Source organism: Ciceribacter ferrooxidans (assembly GCF_004137355.1).
In the GTDB taxonomy this organism is placed as follows: domain Bacteria; phylum Pseudomonadota; class Alphaproteobacteria; order Rhizobiales; family Rhizobiaceae; genus Allorhizobium; species Allorhizobium ferrooxidans.
Genome location: NZ_SDVB01000420.1, coordinates 1 through 18,337, shown reverse-complemented (window position 1 = coordinate 18,337; position 18,337 = coordinate 1). Strand labels below are relative to the sequence as shown.

Annotated in this window: 8 protein-coding genes and 1 pseudogene; 8 read left to right on the top strand and 1 reads right to left on the bottom strand. The window is 62.8% G+C overall.

The features are described 5' to 3' along the window. The first annotated feature begins 288 nt into the window (after positions 1-288). From EUU22_RS24500 to EUU22_RS24480, 5 genes are all read left to right on the top strand, one after another. On the top strand, positions 289-2,358 hold the full coding sequence (locus EUU22_RS24500; RefSeq protein ID WP_129334573.1) for an O-linked N-acetylglucosamine transferase, SPINDLY family protein: 2,070 nt from the start codon (positions 289-291) through the stop codon (positions 2,356-2,358). Next, positions 2,355-3,605 carry a UDP-galactopyranose/dTDP-fucopyranose mutase family protein gene (locus EUU22_RS24495; protein ID WP_129334572.1) on the top strand — a complete coding sequence of 417 codons (1,251 nt, stop codon included), beginning with the start codon at positions 2,355-2,357 and terminating at the stop codon, positions 3,603-3,605. The genes EUU22_RS24500 and EUU22_RS24495 overlap by 4 nt, the downstream gene beginning before the upstream one ends. Before the next feature lie 283 nt (positions 3,606-3,888). Continuing rightward, positions 3,889-10,152: a beta strand repeat-containing protein gene (locus EUU22_RS24490; protein WP_129334571.1), complete on the top strand. Its 6,264-nt coding sequence runs from the start codon at positions 3,889-3,891 to the stop codon at positions 10,150-10,152. A 264-nt stretch (positions 10,153-10,416) separates the two neighbouring features. After that, entirely contained in the window at positions 10,417-12,015 is a 1,599-nt protein-coding gene (locus EUU22_RS24485; RefSeq protein ID WP_165351294.1) for a sensor histidine kinase, read from the top strand. 44 nt (positions 12,016-12,059) lie between these two features. Beyond that, positions 12,060-12,461, top strand: coding sequence for a response regulator transcription factor (locus tag EUU22_RS24480; protein ID WP_129334569.1), 402 nt, complete (start codon positions 12,060-12,062; stop codon positions 12,459-12,461). 113 nt (positions 12,462-12,574) lie between these two features. Here the strand turns inward: EUU22_RS24480 and EUU22_RS24475 are convergent, their stop codons facing one another. Next, positions 12,575-13,069 (bottom strand): Lrp/AsnC family transcriptional regulator, encoded by a 495-nt coding sequence (locus tag EUU22_RS24475; protein WP_129334568.1) that lies wholly within the window; start codon positions 13,067-13,069, stop codon positions 12,575-12,577. 113 nt (positions 13,070-13,182) lie between these two features. Between EUU22_RS24475 and EUU22_RS24470 the strand changes: the two genes are divergently transcribed. From EUU22_RS24470 to EUU22_RS26330, 3 genes and pseudogenes are all read left to right on the top strand, one after another. After that, on the top strand, positions 13,183-16,629 hold the full coding sequence (locus tag EUU22_RS24470) for an indolepyruvate ferredoxin oxidoreductase family protein (protein ID WP_245485295.1): 3,447 nt from the start codon (positions 13,183-13,185) through the stop codon (positions 16,627-16,629). Then, positions 16,607-17,671 (top strand): PaaX family transcriptional regulator C-terminal domain-containing protein, encoded by a 1,065-nt coding sequence (locus tag EUU22_RS24465; protein WP_210214680.1) that lies wholly within the window; start codon positions 16,607-16,609, stop codon positions 17,669-17,671. Before EUU22_RS24470 ends, EUU22_RS24465 begins: the two co-directional genes overlap by 23 nt. Positions 17,672-18,235: 564 nt before the next feature. After that, positions 18,236-18,337: pseudogene (locus tag EUU22_RS26330) on the top strand (transposase domain-containing protein); the annotation flags it as partial.

Genomic DNA, 18,337 nt, shown 5'->3' with positions numbered 1-18,337 from the left:
TCGATGCCACGAACCCATAGCGCGGGACGACTCTGGCTTCCGGCTGGAAGAGAAACCGCAAGGAACGTGAGGCGGATGCCCTCTAGGAACGCCTGCCGAAGCCTCTCGCCTGAACCGGTTGCCGGCTCCGTCGTCGCGAAAAGGACAGGAGCGTGCAGGTTCGGCGGTGATCGCCTGCAAGCGTAATGCACCGGTTTCAGTTCAGCGCCGGGATATGCCGGAAAATTAAGCCGGGGAAAGCCGGACCCGATGCTTGCAACGCCGTCCGTCAGATTATCATTTTGAGGGATGACCACCAACGACACATCCGCGCCGACGTCCGCTCCGCGAATTGACGGGACCTCGGTTGTTGCCGGCATTCAGGGTCTGCCTCTGGCGGATCTTCTCAAACTCGCGGAAGGCCGGACTGCCGAGGGTCGGGGCGCAGATGCGGCCGAGATCTACAAGGTCTGGATCGCCTTCAATGAAGGTCATCCCTTCCTTCATCTCGTTTATTTCAACTATTCTGTGACGCTGCGCCAATTGGGCGATATCGCAGGGTCGATCCATGCGCTGCGCGCCTGCCTGAAACTCGACCCCCAGTTCGGGCCGGCCCATATCAATCTCGGCCGCGCGTTCGAAGACGGCGGTGCCGCCGCGCAGGCGATACAGCAGTGGCGAAGCTTCGTCGAGCTGACGGCCGACAGTACCGCCGACCGGCTCGCACACCGCCTGATGGCGCTTCAGCATATCGGCCGGGTGATGGAAAATGCAGGCCTGCTGGACGAGGCGGAAACCGCCCTGTGGCAGGCCATCGAGTTGCGTCCCGACAAGACCGAGGCGGGCCAGCACTGGAGTGCGCTCAGGCAGCGTCAGTGCAAGTGGCCGATACTTGTGTCGTCCGACCATGTCTCGACGCGACAGCTGCTCGACGCGATGTCGCCCTTGGCGCTTGCATGTTATTCGGACGATCCGTTGTTCCAGCTCGCCAAGGCCTATCGTTACAACAAGTCCTTCGTCGGGCGTCCAGACGTCAGCGGGTTTGCGCGCCGCAAACCCAGGCGGAAGTCGGGAACCGGTCAACGGCTTCGTGTCGGCTATGTCTCCTCGGACCTGCGTGATCACGCGGTCGGCTTTGCGCTTCGCGAGGTGCTGGAACTGCACGACAAGGAAAGCGTCGAGGTCTACGCCTACTATTGCGGCGAGCCGGCCGGCAACGATGCGACGCAGGCGAGAATGAAGGCGGCGGTCGACTGCTGGCGCGATATCGCGGCAGTGAGCGATATGGAGGCTGCGCGGCAGATTGCTGCGGACGAGATCGACATCCTCATCGATGTCAACGGTTACACCAGAAGCGCCAGAACCAAGATCTTCGCCTACCGGCCCGCGCCGGTCATCGTCAATTTCTGTGGCTACCCGGGCTCGATGGGCAGCCCCTTCCATCAATACATGATTGCGGACGATCACATCGTCCCGCCGGAAAACGAGATCTACTATTCGGAAAAAGTGCTGCGAATTGCCTGCAGCCAGCCGCTGGACCGCAAGCGCGTCATCGCCGAAAAACCGGGCCGCGCGGAAGTGGGGCTTCCGGAAGAGGCTTTTGTCTTCGCCTGCTTCAACGGCATGCAGAAAGTGACTGAAGGCACCTTCGCCGAGTGGATGAGGATTCTTGCCACGACGCCCGGCAGTGTGCTCTGGCTGCTCAGTGGCGGCGACAGCACCGACCAGCGTCTGCGCATGGCGGCCGAAAACGCCGGCGTAAGCGCGGAAAGGCTGGTCTTCGCGCCGAAAGCACCGAATGCAAAGCATCTCGCGCGCATCGCCGCCGCCGATCTCTTCCTCGACACCTTCCCGTATGGCGCCCACTCGACGGCGGCTGATGCGCTGACCGTCGGGCTGCCGGTGCTCACCTTCCCGGGCAAGAGCTTCGCCGCCCGCTTCTGCCACAGCATCGTTGCCGCCGCGGGTGTTCCGGAGACCATCTGCACGGATCCGGAGCACTACGTCGACACGGCAATCGCGCTCGCGAAAGACCGGGAGAGGCTCGCCGGTATCAGGCAGGCCTTGGCGGTGGCGAGGGAAGCCAGCGTATTGCGCGATATTCCAGCCCTCGCGCGGCGGCTCGAAGCGCTCTTCTGGCAGATGCAGGAGGAATGCGAGCGTGGTGAGACGCCCGTGCCGGACCTGCGCAATCTCGATGTCTACTATGAGATCGGGACGGAACTCGTTCAGGAAAACACCGCGTTTTCGCAGGATGCCGTCTACCGTCGGCGCTACCTCGAAAAGCTGGCGGAATGGCACGATTTCTCGCCTCTCCAGCACGATGGTCGCCTGTGGACGGAAGCGACTGCGCAAGGACGCGCACGAGGCCAGGTATGAGCGGGAAGAACCGGTTCACGTCGCGCGCTGAACGGATCGCCGTCGTCGGCGCCGGTCTGTCGGGGGCGGTCATCGCACGCGAGCTAGCCGAGGCGGGTCATGAGGTCGACGTCTTCGACATGCGCGCCCACGTCGCCGGCAATTGCCACACCGAGCGCGATCGGGAAACCGGTGTCATGGTCCATGTCTACGGACCACACATCTTTCATACCGACGACCGTGAGGTCTGGGACTACGTCAACCGTTTCCAGACGTTCATGCCGTACAAGAACCGTGTCAAGACGACCGTGAACGGGCAGGTCTATTCCCTGCCGATCAACCTTCATACGATCAATCAGTTTTTCGGCAAGGCGTTCAGGCCGGACGAGGCGCGAGCCTTCATCGCAGATCTCGCCGACGGAAGCATATCGAACCCGAAGACCTTCGAGGAGCAGGCGCTGCGTTTCGTGGGCCGGGAACTCTACGAGGCGTTCCTCGAGGGCTATACGCAGAAGCAATGGGGGTGCTCACCCACCGAGCTGCCATCCTCCATCCTGAAGCGGCTTCCGCTGCGGTTCAATTACGAGGACAACTATTTCTTCCACAAATACCAGGGCATGCCTCAGCACGGCTACACCGACATGATCAGCCGGATCCTCGATCACACGAATGTCGCGGTCCACCTTGAGACACGCTTCCTCCGCGGACGTCAGAGCGACTTCGATTTCGTGTTCTATTCCGGCCCCCTGGACGGCTATTTCGATTACGAATTCGGCCGCCTCGGTTATCGCACACTCGACTTCGAGCGCTTTACCTATGAGGGCGATTACCAGGGCTGCGCCGTCATGAACTACGCCGACGCGTCGGTGCCTTATACGCGGGTGACCGAACACAAGCATTTCTCGCCATGGGAAGATCGTACCGCGTCGGTGTGCTACCGCGAATTTTCGCGTGCCTGCGGTGAAGACGACGTTCCCTACTATCCGATCCGGCTCGTGGACGACACACAGCAACTCGCCCGATACGCGGCGCGTGCTCTCGAGGAGCATTCCGTGACCTTCGTCGGCCGGCTCGGGACCTATCGCTATCTCGATATGGACGTCACGGTGCGCGAGGCGCTGGATACCGCGCGGCGCTACCTTTCGGCCCGCGCCGGAGGGGATCCAATGCCGGCGTTCCTGCACCCGCCGGTCCGTCCGCAGGACATTTCTTCGGAACACCCGGTTCGCTTGGATTCAATGACGGAAGGGTTGCGCGCATCTCTTTGAGCGCCCGGGCCCGAAGCCCGCAGGGAGGGCTCGCCCGGCGAGGCGTTTGCGGAGAAATCGCCGGCCGTGGCCGAACCCATCAGGTTCGGGCAAGCCAGGTGAACCAATAAGGTTTCTTGCTGAGTGGTAGATCCGGGTGAACGGCTGCAATCCATGCGCGTGATCCGGCGGACGGCAAACGCCGTCGAAGCCGGAGCTCTCCGAGGGGCGGTTGCATAGGTTCCCTGACGCTGCCGGCGAAGTGGATTGTTTCAGACGCCGGCAATTTCAGGGGCCTTCACGCATGACCTCGACAATACCTTCGCTCAGCACGAGCCAGATCAGGTCTCTCTCCACCGCCGAGGTCAAGGCCTGGACCACGGAAGACGTTGGGCTGCTTTCGACCCAGCAGATCAGCGTGCTGTCCGCTGCACAGGTCGCCGCCCTGGATGCCGAGGATGTCGATGTTCTCAATGCCCGTCAGCTGAACGCCATTTCTGCAGGCGCGATCGTCGGTCTGACGCTGGAACAACTGGCTGTTCTGGATCAGCTCGACATCAGGAGCCTGAGTTCCGCCCAGGTCGCCGCCCTCACCGGAACACAGATCGGGGCGCTGACGACTGTGCAGGCGGAAGCCCTGACGTCCCCCCAAGTCGGCGCACTCGGTGCGTCGCAGCTTTCGATGCTGAGCGGCGAGGACCTTGCGACGTTCTCGCTTGCCGACATCACGGCAATCACCGGCAGGGCGATCTCCGGCCTGACGACGGATGTCCTCGCGACGCTCTCCACCGACCAGATTGCCGCCCTGAATACGGGCGCCGTCGCGGGTCTGACGACTGCGCAGCTTGCCGTCCTCTCGACCGCCCAGGCCGAGGCCTTGTCCGTTGTACAGGTGAGGGCACTGAGCGCGGCGCAGCTCTCGGCGCTTGGGGCCGAGCGGGTTTCGACATTCTCAACGACAGAAATTGCCGCAATCACCAACAAGACCGTTGGGGGGCTGACTGCGGGCATCCTGGTGGCACTGTCCACCGATCAGATAGCCGCCCTGAGCACCAGCGCGATCGGAGGGTTGTTTACCAGCCAGGTCGCCGCCTTGTCGCCTGAACAGGCCGCGGCGCTCTCCGTCACGCAGGTCAGGGCATTGCTGGCAAGGCAGGTCTCGGCCCTGACCACGCAAGCCGTCGCAGCGCTGTCCACCGACCAGATTGCCGCGTTGAACACGAGTTCGATCTCCGGCCTGACTGCTCTGCAGCTCGGTGCCCTGTCGACGGCGCAGGCCGAGGCGCTGTCCGTTGCGCAGGTAAGAGCACTGAGCGCGGCGCAGCTCACGGCGCTCGGGGCCCAGAGACTTGTGACGTTCTCGACCGCCGACATCGCCGCGATCACCAACAAGGCGGTCGGCGGCCTGACGACAGGAATTCTCTCGGTGCTTTCCACCGAACAGATTGCAGCCTTGAGCACCAGCGCGATCGGAGGTCTGACAACGAACCAGATCGCCGCCTTGTCACCCGATCAGGCCGGGGCGCTCTCGATCACGCAGATCAGAGCCTTGCTCTCGAGACAAGTCTCGGCCCTGACCACACAAGCCATGGCGGCGCTATCCACGGACCAGATCGCTGCATTCGCCACCACTGCGATCGCCGGGCTGACGAGCACGCAACTCGCAGCGCTTTCGACCGTGCAGGCCGAAGCGCTGAACGCGACCCAGATCAGGGCACTGACCGGGGCGCAGCTTACTGCTCTCGGGGCGCAAGGGCTCGCGACATTCTCGACCGCGGAGGTCGCCGCGATCACCAGTACCGCGATCGGTGGTCTGACGACCGGTGTGCTCGCGGCACTCGCCACCGATCAGATCGCGGCCTTGAGCACGAGTGCGATCGGTGGTCTGACGACCGCCCAGATCGACGCGCTGAGCACTGGCCAGGTCGCGGCGCTGAACGCCCGGCAGGTCGCCGTGCTGAACCCGACGCAGCTAGCGGTGCTCGCAGCGGATGACGTCGCAACGTTTTCGACCGCCGAGATCGCGGCGATCACCGGCAAGGCGATCGGAGGCATGACGACGGGAGCTCTCGCGGCGCTTTCCGCCGAACAGATCACTGCCTTGAGCACGAGTGCGATCGGAGGGCTGACTGCGGCTCAGTTCGAGGCCCTGAGCCAGATCCAGATTGCCGCGCTTGAAACGAAGCAGGTGGCGGCACTGAACTCGGCCCAGATCACAGGCCTCGAGCCCGAAAACCTCGCGGCATTTTCGTCGGCCCAGATCGCCGCCCTGAATGCCGGCGCAATCGGCGCCCTGAGCAGCCTTCAACTGGAGGCCCTGTCCAGCGGACAGGTGGCCGCCTTGACCCCTGCACAGATCCGCGCCTTCACTTCCTCTCAGCTTGCGGCTCTGACCGCGGAAGACCTGGCGACCTTTTCGACCGACGACATTGCAGCGATCGGCTCGGCCGCCGTCGCCGGCCTGTCCACGAGCGTGATCGCCGCGCTCTCGACCGACCAGGTCGCCGCGTTGAGCGCCAGGTCCGTGAGAGGCCTGACCGCCGACCAGATCGAGGCGCTCAGCACGGCGCAGGTCGAGGCGTTGTCGGCCTTACAGGTCGGAGTCCTGACCTCTGCGCAGCTCGCAGCCTTGGCGGTGGACGGCATAGCGACATTTACGACCGCCGAGATCGCCGCGCTCAGCGCGAGTTCTCTATCCGGTCTTTCCACGAATGCCGTCGCAGTGCTCTCCAGCGGCCAGATCGCCGCCCTGAGCAGCGGCGCACTCGCGGGGCTGACGACCGCTCAGGTTGCCGCCCTGAGCACCGGCCAGATCGCCGCGCTGAGTGCGAGCCAGATCGCCGCACTGAATGCAGCCCAGGTTGGTGCGATGGGGACCGACGGTGTCACAGCCCTCTCGACCGACCAGATGGCCGCCCTCGGCACGGCCGGCATCCAGGGGTTGACCTCCGGCCAGATCGCCGCGCTCAGCATCGTGCAGATCGCGGCCCTGAGCACCAAACAGGTCGCCGGACTGAGCGCGACCCAGGTGGCTGGTCTTGGGACCGACGGCATCGCGGCTCTTTCGACCGACCAGATCGCTGCTCTGAGCGCGGCCGGCATTTCGGGCCTGTCGACGAGACAGGTCAACGCGCTTGGCAACAGCCAGATCGAAGCCTTGACGCCTGCCCAGGTGGCCGGGCTGACTTCCGCGCAGCTTGCCGTCCTCGATGCTAACGACATTGCGACGTTCTCCAGCAGCGACATCGCAGCCCTCTCCCGGGATGCGATCTCCGGTCTTTCCACGTCCGCCGTCGCGTCTCTCTCGGCCGCGCAAATCGCAGCTTTGAGCGCGAGCGGCATCTCGGGCCTTTCGACCACCCAGATCACCGCCCTGAGTTCCGCACAAATCGCGACCTTGAACACCAGGCAGGTTGCAGCGCTGACCTCCGAGCAGGTCGCCGCCCTGGGAACGGCGAGCATGGCGGTGCTGTCGGCCAGCCAGATCGCCGCCCTGAGCACGGCCGGCATATCCGGTCTGTCCACCGGTCAGATCGCGGCAATGAGCATCGATCGCATCGGGGCTCTCACCCCGGCGCAGGTCGCGGCCCTGAGCTCTGCGCAACTTGCCGCCCTCGATGCGGATGACATTGCCGCCTTCTCCACCAGAGACATAGCCGCCATCGGTTCGAGCGCCGTGTCGGGCCTTTCCACCGCCGTCGTAGCGGCCCTCTCGACCGCCCAGATCGCCGCTCTGAGCACGGCCGGCATTTCGGGCCTGTCCACGGGTCAGATCGTCGCGCTCGGTAGCGGCCAGCTCGAGGCGCTGACCCCGGTCCAGGTTCTCGCGCTCAACGCTGCGCAGCTCGCCGTCCTTGATGCGGAGGACATCGCCGCGTTCTCGACGAAGGACATCGGAACGATCGCTCCGGCTGCCATCGCGGGCCTGTCCGCAAGCATGATCGCGGCACTTTCGACGAGCCAGATCGCCGCGCTCAGCACGGCTGGCATATCGAGCCTCTCCACCGCGCAAATCGCCGCACTGACGACGAACCAGATCGCCGCTCTTACCACCGACCAGATCGCAGCGCTGAGTTCCAGGCAAGTCGCCGCTCTGGGAACCGGTGGCATTGCAAGCCTCTCCACCGACCAGATTGCGGCCCTGAAACCGGGCGGTGTTGCAGGCCTCTCTGCCAGCCAGATCGCCGCCCTCAGCCTTGCCCAGGCGGAGGCTCTGAGCCCCTCCCAGATTGCAGCACTGAGTTCGGTGCAGATCGCGGCCCTGAGCACCGACGATCTCGGGGCATTCTCGACCGCCGACATTGCTGCGATCACCGCGAGTGCGATCGCAGGTCTGTCGACGAGCACGCTCACCGCGCTCTCCACGGACCAGATCGCGGCACTCGGCACCGCCGGCATAGCGGGCCTTTCAACCGGCCAGATCGCGGGACTGGGAACGGACCAGATCAAGGCGCTGACGACCACCCAGATTGCCGCGCTGAGTTCAAGGCAATTGGCCGCTCTCGGTACCGGCGGCATAGCGGCATTGTCGACGACCCAGGTCGCCGCTTTGAATGCAAACGGCGTCGGCGGCCTCACCACCGATCAGGTCGCCGCGCTGAGTCCCGGTCAGGTCGAGGCGCTCACGCCCACCCAGATCGCCGCTCTCAGTTCCTCGCAGCTTGCTGTGTTCGACGCGACCGACATTGCCGCATTCTCCACACAGGATATCGCCGCCATCGGCTCGAGTGCCATCCCGGGCCTCTCTACAAGCGTGATCGCGGCACTGTCGACGGCGCAGGTCGCCGCGCTCAGCGCGGCCGGTGTGCCGGGCCTGTCCTCCGCGCAGGTCGCCGGCCTGAGCAGAGATCAGATCGAAGCCTTGACGACCGCGCAGGTCGCCGCCCTGAATTCCAAGCAGGTTGCCGCTCTCGGCGTGGACGGCATCGCTGCCTTTTCGATCGCCCAGATCGCGGCGCTTGCCGCAAGCGGTGTCCCGGGATTGTCGAGTGGCCAGATTGCGGCCCTCGGCAGCGAGCAGGTTAGGGCACTCGGTCCCGTCCAGATCGCGGCGATGAGCTCGACGCAGATCGCGTCCCTGGAGGCGGACGATCTCGCGGCATTCTCGACCGCGGACATTGCCGCGATCAGTTCGAGAGCCATGTCCGGCCTATCCACGAGCATGATCGCAGCGCTCTCCACAAGCCAGATTGCGGCCTTCAGTGCCGCCGGGATCCCGGGCCTCTCCACGGATCAGATCGCAGCCCTCAGCATCGACCAGATCGAAGCGCTTGGGCCTGCCCAGATCGCGGCGTTGAGCTCGGCACAGATTGCCGTTCTGAGCACGGAGGAACTGGAGGCGTTCTCGACCGCGGATATCGCCGCGATCAGCGCCAGCGCAATCGCGGGGCTGTCGACCGGCACGATCGCCGCGCTTTCGACGAACCAGATCGCCGCGCTCGGTACGGCCGGCATATCGGGTCTGACGACCGCCCAGATCGCGGCACTCGACGTTGGCCAGATCGAGGCGCTGCGCCCGGCCCAGGTCGCTGCGCTGACCTCGACGCAGGTTTCCGCTCTCGGCGCAGATGGCATCGCAGCGTTCTCGACGGCGCAGATTGCGGCCCTGAGCGCGAGCGGCGCTTCCGGCCTGACCGGCGCACAACTCGGTGCGTTCAATATCGAACAGCTCGAGACCCTCTCCACCGGTCAGATCGCCGCCTTGACCGCGGAAGGGATCGCGGGTCTGACTCCGGATTCTCTCGGAATCCTTTCTTCCGCGAAACTCGCCGCGATCAGCTCATCCGCCATCAAGGGCCTGTCCACGGAGTTCGTCGCCGCTCTTTCCGCGGACGAAATCGCCGCCCTCGGCACCTCTGCCGTCGCCGGGCTGAGCAGCGCACAGGTTGGTGCCCTCAGTGCCGCGCAGATCGATAGGCTCTCGACGGCGCAGATTGCCGCCCTCAGCGCAGACGGACTGGCCGGCCTGACCATCGAAGACCTCGGAACGTTCTCGACCGCCGAAATCGCGGCGATCAGCACGGCCGCCATCAAAGGCCTGTCGGCGGACGTCGTCGCCGCGCTCTCGACCTCCGAGATCCAGACATTGACGGCAAGCCAGATCGGCGCATTGAGCTACAATCAGGTGGCTGCGATGAATGCCGGACAGATTGCGGCATTGTCGACCGCTCAGATCGGCGCGTTGAACGCCGTCCAAGCCGCCGCGCTCGGGGCCGACGATGTCGCAGGGCTCTCGACAGCGCAGATTGCCGCCCTCAGCACCGGCGCGGTGCCCGGCCTGACGACCGTGGTCATCGCTGCGCTGACCACCGCGCAGGCGGAAGCCCTCACTCCCAGCCAGGTCAATGCTCTGACGGCTGCGCAAGTGAATGCCCTGACTACGGAGGGATTGGCGACCTTCTCGACCGCGGATGTCGTGGCGTTCAGCTCAACCGGCATCGCCGGCTTGTCCACCGAAGACATCACGAACCTGTCCAGCGAACAGCTGGACGCATTGATGGGCTCACAGATGGGCGCGCTGAACCCGGACCAGATTGCGGCGGTGATTTCCGCCTATCTGACGGCATAGGCTGCGTCGGAACCGTGGGGCCGGCTCCGCGGATTCGATCCCGGCGTCAGTCAGGCGACGGGCGCTGACCTGGCCGGGATTGGCATCGCTCCCCGAAAGGTTGCCGCTCGCAGCACTTGGTCGGCGAGCCGAGCGATACCGTAAGAGGTGTGTGCCATCGCTACACGCATGGGCACGTCATTTTAACTCGTCCACAACCATCACGAGGCTATCTTCCGGAGCATGCAGCAACAACAGACACTGCTTGGACCGGAAAGAGGCTATATGTCGGGAACCGATGTCTCCGTAACAGGGTTGCTCCCTGCCATGTCGTTCGGCGAACCGTGCCTTGCCATGGCGGAGGCACCTGATGGCGTAATGATCGAGAATCTTGAATTCGCGCTCGATCTCGACAGGACCGGCATCACGGTCTTCGATGCCGGGGGCCGGCTGACCTACGCCAATCGGGCATTCTTGTCCCTCTACGGCCTGTCTGGTGTTGGAAACATCCGAGGGCAGTCGGTCCTCGAGGTGGCGGCGCGCGTTCGTCCGGCGAGCATGACTGCGTCCAGCGCGCAGAATTGTCTCGCACCTGCGGGCTGGCAGGAAGAACAAATGGGAGAGCAGCACTATGATATCCCCCTTGCCTCGGGCGGGATCGTGCACGTCAGTCACCATGCTTGCTCGGACGGCGGTTGGGTTTCCCGACACGTGCCGGCGGCCAACGTCTTTCCGGTGTCCCAAAGCGTCGATGAACTCATTCCGCTGCAGACACTCATCGATCAGCTTCCTGACTACCTTTGGATAAAGGATGCCAGCAGTCGCTTCCTCGTCGCCAACCTGGCGCTTGCGCGCGACAGCGGCCGCGAGAAGTCGAGTGACATCATCGGCCTGACAGACTTCGACCTGCATGAGCACGGGAAGGCGTCACAGTTCTATGCGAAAGAACGCGGTATCCTTCTCAATGGTACGCCCATGCTTGACGAGGAAGAATGCATCGTCGACGCGGCGGGCAGAGAAAAATGGCTTTCCTCAAGCAAGATTCCGTTGCGAAGCACCCAGGGCGAAATTGTGGGTTTGATCGGCGTCGCCAGGGACATCACGGCGCGCAAGAAGGCGGAGGAACTCCGGCAGCGGGCGTTCGAACTCGAGGAAAGCGCACGAGGGCTGGCGGCCGCCTTGGAGAAGGAACGGCACCTGAACGCGATGCAGCGGCAGTTCGTTTCGATGGCCAGTCACGAATTTCGAACGCCCTTGGCCATCATTGACGGCGCCGCCCAACGGCTCGTGAGGCGCCGGGACGAACTCTCTCCCGATTTCGTCGGCGAAAAATCCCAGCAAATTCGCCAGGCAGTTTCGCGCATGGTCGAGTTGATGGAGAGCATTCTATCCTTCGGAAAACTGGAAGCTGGAGCCATCGCTATCACGCCAGTACCGGTTTCGCTGCGCGAATTGTTGTCGACCTGCTGCCGGCGGCAGGAGAGTTTGTCCAAGGGGCACCGGATTGTCATGGAAACGGATGCCTTGCCGGACAAGATTATGGCTGATCGTTCGGCGATCGAGCAGGTCTTCACAAACCTGCTTTCCAACGCGGTAAAGTATTCTCTCCAGCCCTCCTCGATCGTTGTTCGAGGTTGGTGTGAGGACAATGAAGTACGGGTAACGGTGAAGGATCACGGCATCGGCATCGATGCAGACGACCTTCCGAGGATGTTCGAACGCTATTTCAGAGCGCGAACGTCGACAGGTATTGCCGGGACGGGGATTGGTCTCAATCTCGTAAAGCAACTGATTGAGCTTCATGGAGGACGGATAAGCGTGGAAAGCAAGAGGGGAGAAGGTTCAGAATTCACGATCTCGCTCCCTTTAGGGGCCGTGGAATAAGTATTACGTTCTAAGTTTACATTGGATATAAAGAGACAGAACTCATGATTAGCATCCTGTGTATTGAAGACGAAGTCGATGTTCGCACTCTGATCGTTGAGGAACTGACCGATGCGGGGTTCGTCGTTTTGCAAGCGTCGAACGGGCGGGAGGGACTCGACGTCATGGTGGCCAAATGGCCGGATATCGTCATTTGCGACGTAAGCATGCCCGAAATGACGGGAACGGAGTTGTTGGCCGAGATTCAACTCAATCATCCGGACCTGGCGATGACCCCGTTCATTTTCCTGACCGCCATGGCCGACAAGGAGACAAGGCTGGAGGGCCTGCGAGCCGGCGCAGACGACTACCTGCTAAAGCCGGTGGATTTTGACGAGCTGATGGCGAAGATTGAGGGCTGCGTGAAGAGGATCGAGAACGCCCGCAAGACGGGGCGTGCATTCTAGGCGGCGTAACAAGGTTGCCGGGCCGATGCGCGTTTGGATTCGTTCGCCAGACCTTAGTGCCATTCGGCCTTTGTAGGCGTTCCGCGATGCACCCGGTCGCCCGGCTACGAAAATCACGGCCGCTGACGCGGGATGATCTCGCTGGCGATCTTGGGTGTCTCCTTGATCTTGCTCATCACCACGGTCGAGTCCGTCTTGCCGATGAAGCCCAGCTGGATCATGCCCGCTTGGAGAAAATCGAAATGGCTCCGCATATCGGCGGCCACGACCTTCAGCGTGTAGTCGTGCGCGCCGGTTCCCACATAGCATTCGAGCACCTGTGGTGAATTTCGCACGAACTCCGCAAAGGCCGCCGTCGTTTCCGGTGTATGTCGGTCAAGGCTCACATTGACCAGGATCGTCTCGCGCAGACCCAGCTTTTCCGCGTCGACCGTGACCCGGAAACCGCTGATCACACCCGCATCCTCCATCGCCCGAATGCGGCGCCAGACCGACGACGGCGAGCTGTAGACCCGTTTGGCAATCTCCTGACTCGAGAGGCGGGCGTCGTCCTGCAGAACATCGAGGATCTTTCGGTCGAGTTCCAGAAGTTCGAATATTTCATCCATGAATACGCCAAATCCTGACACATACGTTTCATTAATGTCCAAATAAGTACTCAAATCTGGTCGGATTTGTCAAATTAGCGGGGATAGGCTCTTCACAATCCAGGAGGAGCCCCATGAACGTCGCCAGCCCACAACCGATATCCAGCGAAATCAATAAGGACTACCAGCTGGATGATTGCTTCGACGGAGAGCACGTCTTCCTGACCGGAACCCAGGCGCTGGTTCGGTTACCGCTCGAGCAGGCTCGGCTCGACAGGGCTGCCGGTCTGAATACCGCCGGCTTCATCACCGGCTACCGCGGTTCGCCTTTGGCCGCCTACGATAGTGCGCTGATGTCCGCCCGCACGAGGCTGCAGGAAGCCGGGGTCACCTTCAGGCCCGCCGTGAACGAAGACCTTGCCGCGACCGCCCTTTTCGGTACCCAGGAAGTCTCCGCCGACCCCTTGCGGACCAGGGATGGTGTCTTCGGCATTTGGTACGGCAAGGGGCCGGGCGTCGACAGGGCAGGGGATGCGCTCAAGCACGGCAATGCCTTCGGAGCATCCGAAAAGGGCGGTGTCCTGGTTCTTGCAGGCGATGACCACGGCTGCGTTTCCTCCAGCATGCCGCACCAGTCCGACCACGCGCTTGCGAGCTTCATGATGCCGGTCATTCATCCGGCGACCGTCAGTGACTACATCCGTTTCGGCCTCTTCGGCCTCGCAGCTTCGCGTTTTTCCGGCGCCTGGGTCGGCATGAAGACGATCTCCGAGGTGCTGGAAAGCGGGGCGACGGTAACCGTCGATCGCGACATCATCTTCGATACTCCGACGGATTTCCCGTTTCCGCCCGGCGGGCTCAATTGTGATCCGACGAAGAACTTCGGTCCGGCCATGGAGCAACGCATGCTCGAGCGCCTGGACGCCTTCCGGGCATTTGCCAAAGCCAACCCGATCGATCGCCCTGCGTTCGGCGCGGAGGAGCCGGAGCTCGCAATCATCGCTGTCGGCAAGGCCTTTCTCGACACCATGGATGCACTCGCAGGGCTCGGCATTTCCGAAATCAGTGCCAGACGTATGGGACTTGGCGTCTACAAGGTCGGGCTGGCCTGGCCGATAGAAGCGTCGGGGTTCTCGGCCTTCTTGGTAAAAGCCAAGAAGGTTCTGGTCGTGGAGGAAAAACGCGACTTCGTGGAAAGCCAACTGCGCGCTCTGGCGCTCGACCGGGAAAGGCCGCTGCAAATGATGGGAAAGCGGGATGCATCGGGCGGTCCGCTTTTGCCGGAAGCCGGAGAGCTCCGTCCCACCTTGGTGGCAGAGGCGCTGACGAAGGCCTTCGGACTCGATTCGCTGGTTTCCAGCGTGGCGGGTACCCGAACGGCGGTGGTGAAATTGCCGGAATTCCTCGTCGGGAAGCGGACACCGTTCTTCTGTTCCGGGTGCCCGCATAACCGGTCGACCAAGCTCCCGGAGGGAGCGGAGGCATTTGCGGGGATCGGCTGCCACTTCATGGCGAGCTGGATGCCGCGCAACACGACCGGACTCGTGCAGATGGGCGGCGAGGGCGTGAACTGGATCGGCCGCAGTCTCTATACCGGTCGCAAGCACATGTTCCAGAATCTCGGTGACGGAACCTATTTTCATTCCGGCCTTCTGGCGATCCGCGCGGCAGTCGCGGCCAATGTCAACATCACTTACAAGATCCTCTACAATGACGCAGTTGCCATGACCGGTGGCCAGCCGGTCGACGGTAGCCTCAGGGTCGAGGACATCGTCACGCAGCTGCGCGGCGAAGGCGTTCGCCGCATCGCCGTGGTGTCCGAGAATCCCTCCCGTTTCGGGAACATGTTCAGAGGCATGTCGGGCGTCACGCTCAGTCCGCGCGATCAATTGATGGCTATCCAGAACGAACTGCAATCGATCGAGGGCGTCACCGCCATTATCTATGACCAGGGCTGTGCGGCCGAGAAGCGTCGCAAGCGAAAGCGCAAGATGATTGCCGATCCGGGCAAACGCGTCTTCATCAACGAGGCGGTGTGCGAGGGATGCGGCGACTGTTCGGCCAAGTCGAACTGCGTTTCGATCGTACCGGTCAAGACGGCCTGGGGCGTCAAACGGCAGATCGATCAATCTTCCTGCAACAAGGATTTCTCCTGCGCCGATGGCTTCTGCCCAAGCTTCGTGACGATCTCCGGCGAGGAGCGGAGAAATGGCGGCGATGACGAGCGACGGAAGGCCTTGCTTGCGCGGGCGAAGCTGCTGCCGCTTCCGGCTGTTCCCGAGACCGGCGAGATCCTTGTCGCCGGTCTCGGTGGTACCGGGGTCGTGACGATCGGCGCGGTGCTCGCCATGGCGGCCCATCTGGAGGGCAAAGGCAGCACCGTCCTCGATTTCATGGGATTCGCCCAAAAGGGTGGCGCGGTCGTCAGCCATCTCAAGGTGGTTGGCAAACGCATGCAAAACCATCCCGCGAGGATCGACCGGGGCAGAGCCGGCGCGCTGATCGCCTGCGACGTCATCGTCGCGACCATGCCCGAGACATTTGCCGCTCTCTCGCCCGACCGCACATGCACCGTCGCCAATACGGACGTGGCTCCGACGGGTGATTTCGCCAGCCGCGGGATGGCAGACCTGGAGGAAGGCAAGCGCCTGAAGGCGCTCCGGGCACGATCCCGCTCGCTTGCCCCCATAGGCGCAAGCACGCTTGCGGTGGCGCTCTTCGGGGACAGCGTTTACGCCAACATGCTGTTGACCGGCTACGCATGGCAGAAAGGCCTTCTGCCTGTTTCTCTTCAGGCGGTGGAACGAGCGATCGAGCTCAACGGCCGGTCCGTGAGCGCCAACCTCGATGCCTTCAAGCTCGGACGCCTGCATGCGGAATTCCCGGACATGTTCGGGACGAATGACAGCGTATCGACGCCAAAGGTGGAAAGCCTCGAAGAGCTCATCGCGTCGCGCGCCGGCTTCCTCAGTGATTACCAAGATGCCGACTATGCTGCCGATTTCATGGCGTTCGTCGAAAAAGTTCGCCTCGCCGAGGCCCCTCTCGGGTCCGACGAATTCACGCGCACCGTCGCAAGCAATCTCTCCCGCCTGATGGCGTACAAGGACGAGTACGAAGTGGCGAGGCTTCATCTCGAAAGCCCGCTGCTCGCGAATTCCCAGCAGGCTTTTGCGCCCGGCGCAAAGGTGGGGTTTCACATGGCTCCGCCGCTCCTGCCATTCGTCCGGGCGCCGGACGGTAAGCCGCGCAAGATCGCAATACCGGGGCGGATTGCCCTGCCCGTGCTGAGGCTGTTGCGCTTCATGCGACCCTTGCGCGGGACGCGGCTCGACCTTTTCGGATACACACATGAACGACGCGAGGAACGCCGGCTGATCTCCGAATACAGGGATTTGGTCGAAAGCCTGCTGCCCGGGCTCTCAGCGGCGTCTCATCAGGATGCGATCGAGACCGCGCGCCTCGCCGACATGATCCGCGGTTTCGGACATGTGAAGGCAGCCGCCATTGACAGGTACCGTCTGGAGCTTCGCGCCATGGCGGAGCGGCCCAAGATCAGTGCACCCGGAAGAGCAGCATGAGCAAAGGACCCCGCAGGCAAAGAACCGATCTCGTTGCTTGTTCAACGGTCCTGAACGGCGAGCGCTGTGCAATTTGACATTCATGGATGAGATGCCTACCGATGCGGCCAGGATTTGGGCCGAGGCGGAAACTCCACACAATGCCGAAGCCGACATTGAGAGGCGGAATCCCTCGGCGATGCGGATAACCGGTACACTTTCGGACATTCAGGCGGGTCTTGCGGTGCGGGCTCCGGCGATGATCGTCACGATCTACGGTGACATCGTCGTGCCGCGCGGCGGCGTGCTGTGGATGGGCACGCTGGTGGAGATTTGCGCGGGGCTCGGCATCAGCGAAACGCTGGTGCGGACCGCGGTTTCACGTCTGGTCGCCGCCGGCCAGCTGGTCGGCGAACGTGACGGGCGTCGCTCCTATTACGGCCTGGCATCGGGTGCGCGAACCGAGTTCGCGGCGGCCGCAAGGCTGCTCTACGGGCCGCCATCCTCCGCGCGCGGGTTCCTGATCCATCACGCTCCCGGTGTCGATGATGAGACCGTTCGTCGTGCCGGGCTCGGACGGATGGGCCCGGATCTCTATATGCGCTCCGATCATCCGGGAAATCTGCCCCTTCCAGGCCTTACCTTCCGCGCCGAGGTTGCCGAGGAAGCGGCTCTTTTGCCGGCTTACGCGGCAACGCTCTGGAACCTGCAGTCCTTTGCGGACGGATATAGGGCTGTCATCGACCTCTTTTCGCCGCTGGCGGCGGCTTTGCATGAAGGAGCGGCGCTGCTGCCCGCCGATGCGGTCAGTGCGCGCCTCTTGCTGGTGCAGGCCTACCGTGCCGTCCTTCTGCGGGATCCACGTCTGCCATCCGATGCGCTACCAGCAGATTGGCCGGGCATCGCAGCTCGTCGGCTCTTCAGCGAGCTCTATCGGAAAATCTCGCCCTTGGCGGATGACTACATCGGAACGCATTTCGAGGCGCGCGATGGTTACCTGCCGGCTCGAACGGACGAAGTTGTGGCCCGGCTTCAGTCTTTGGCCAGTGACGCAGACGTCTAGGCTCGACTTTGTGTAACGTCGATCGTGATTTCTGGTTCTGCTGAGCGTCTTGTCGTGTGCGAGGGAAGCCGTTCTATCGTATGTCAGGCGCTCACCTCCGGCGCGGTTGGACAGCCGAAGCACCTAGTCGTTTTGACGCAACATGCCTGATCCAATCCTACTCGATGTGTTCGCATGGATCGTCATTGATAAATGCCGGCATTGACAGGGCATTATTGCGTGACGCAGGCCTGCACCGCTCGCACGGTTTGAAGCTGACCTTATCAAGGCCGCTTCGATGGATTCCGCGCATCGGGTGAGATGCTCCCTCCCGTCCATTTGCCAGGAAAGGACGACAGCCCGCCGTCGCTCTAAGGCCATCGCCACGTCTCGGAGCAGGCGGCGATCCGACGGTATTTCCTCGGATCGGCAAATCACTTCTCGGGCGGATAGGGCGATCCTGTGAAAATGGCTGGCAATTGCTGCCTCGAGCCTGCGCAGTGCAAAACGAATGTGAAGGTTATTTTGCAAACCATTCGTTGAAAGCGGCAGAGGCTTTTGGCACTGTGGCCTGCCGCGCATGCCGGAAAGTCCTTCGCTGTGCTGGCATCGCTCGTTAACACGGCAAAGCTTAACGGCGTGGATCCTGAAGTCTGGCTTGCCGATGTGCTGGAACGCATCATCTCC

Excerpts from the sequence above, each read along its gene's own strand:
- EUU22_RS24500 (WP_129334573.1), top strand. The coding sequence starts at position 289 with ATGACCACCAACGACACATCCGCGCCGACGTCCGCTCCGCGAATTGAC.
- EUU22_RS24495 (WP_129334572.1), top strand. The coding sequence starts at position 2,355 with ATGAGCGGGAAGAACCGGTTCACGTCGCGCGCTGAACGGATCGCCGTC.
- EUU22_RS24490 (WP_129334571.1), top strand. The coding sequence starts at position 3,889 with ATGACCTCGACAATACCTTCGCTCAGCACGAGCCAGATCAGGTCTCTC.
- EUU22_RS24485 (WP_165351294.1), top strand. The coding sequence starts at position 10,417 with ATGTCGGGAACCGATGTCTCCGTAACAGGGTTGCTCCCTGCCATGTCG.
- EUU22_RS24480 (WP_129334569.1), top strand. The coding sequence starts at position 12,060 with ATGATTAGCATCCTGTGTATTGAAGACGAAGTCGATGTTCGCACTCTG.
- EUU22_RS24475 (WP_129334568.1), bottom strand. The coding sequence starts at position 13,069 with ATGGATGAAATATTCGAACTTCTGGAACTCGACCGAAAGATCCTCGAT.
- EUU22_RS24470 (WP_245485295.1), top strand. The coding sequence starts at position 13,183 with ATGAACGTCGCCAGCCCACAACCGATATCCAGCGAAATCAATAAGGAC.